The organism is Pantoea sp. E956-1, assembly GCF_982223955.1.
On the sequence record NZ_CEUYZP010000025.1, the window covers coordinates 1 to 1,499 of the forward strand.

The following is a 1,499-nucleotide window of genomic DNA, read 5'->3' on the forward strand; positions in this document are numbered from 1 at the left end:
AAATCTGGGCCAGAGAACAAAAGATCGACTCTGTTCTCCTGGATGAATGCGGCGTGATCCGCCTTCATCGGAAGAGGTTCTCGGCCAATCACGGGTACCCACTTAGCGTAAGCCATTCTTGTGAGTTTCGTAACGGCCTCGGCATCACTAATCGTTGCAATTCGCATCGTCTCGATCATGGTATTGCCATAACACCTGTTACGAGCCCCACAGAAACGCGCTGAGCGCGTTTATGGTCAAACAAAACCTGATAACTGTTCCACAACATTCTCCATGTCTGCACATCAATCTCTTTCAACATCCGGATAAGCATAAAATCACCTCTTCAATTTATTAAAATTGACCCTGTACAAAGCATAAGTATCTGTACCTAATATATATAGCGTGGTAAAAAATAACAGAGATATTGAATAATAAATCATTTTTATACAATATAAATTCATGGGGGGGCTAATGAAAAGACGCTATGTGATTGCAGACGTATTTACTGACAAACCTTTTAGCGGTAATCCGGTTGCAGTCGTTCTGGATGCTGAGGGACTGACCACTGAGCAAATGCAGTTACTTGCCGTTGAGTTTGGCTACAGTGAAACGACCTTTGTATTGCCCCCTGAAGATTCCTTAAATACTGCTCATGTCCGTATATTTACGCCGTCTCGTGAAATTCCTTTCGCTGGTCATCCTAACTTGGGGACTGCTTTTGTGCTGGCAAATCAGGCCACACTGAATGGCAGGTCATTGCCTGAAATTCTGCTGTTCGAAGAGGCTGCCGGGCTGGTGCCGGTCAGGCTTCTTAAAGAAAATGAGGCGGCTACCGGTGCAGAACTTCTTGTGCCTGAAGCATTATCCTGCCGCACAGAAGTCAGCCCGAAAAAGGTAGCCGCCTGCCTCTCTCTGGAAACCAGTGACATTCGGACAAAAATACATATGCCTCTTGTCGCCTCGGTTGGTTTGCCTTTTCTGGTTGTCGAGCTCGCAACCCGGGATGCTCTTCGCCGTTGCGTACCAAATTTACAGGGTTTCCGGACTGTTCTGCCTCTCGATGGTGCGGTTTCTGTTTATGCCTATACGCTGGAAACTGCTCCGGAAGACCAGTGTGATGTGCATGCCCGCATGTTTACTCCGCGAATGACCGAAGATCCGGCGACAGGGAGTGCAACAGCAGCAGTGACAGCCCTGCTGGCACAGCTTCGCAATGAGAAAGTGCTCTCGCTCCGGGTAAGCCAGGGCGTAGACATGGGACGGGCCAGCATGTTGTATTCAGGCTATGACGGCACGTCAGAAATACCGTCCGTCACGGTGGGAGGCAAAACCGTTATTGTGATGGAAGGCTCATTTAACCTGCCCTGAAGTACGAGTGGATGATCCGCTGTGAGCGAGAAGCGGACATTTTGGATATAACTCATAGACATTATGAGCAGCACAGCTTTGATAATCATTTAGAAATTGTGACTAAAAGCTGGCGGTTAGTGAGTTTTTCCTAATGATAAATATCATCA

Annotated in this window: 1 protein-coding gene; it reads left to right on the forward strand. The window is 47.6% G+C overall.

Annotated features, from left to right (window positions below; all coding sequences use genetic code 11):
• The first annotated feature begins 453 nt into the window (after positions 1-453).
• Positions 454-1,350 (forward strand): PhzF family phenazine biosynthesis protein, encoded by an 897-nt coding sequence (locus tag AC0T7J_RS25045; protein ID WP_473798406.1) that lies wholly within the window; start codon positions 454-456, stop codon positions 1,348-1,350.
• Positions 1,351-1,499 lie beyond the last annotated feature (149 nt).

Bases quoted from the DNA above. Each gene is read 5' to 3' on its own strand.
- AC0T7J_RS25045 (WP_473798406.1), top strand. From the start codon at position 454: ATGAAAAGACGCTATGTGATTGCAGACGTATTTACTGACAAACCTTTT.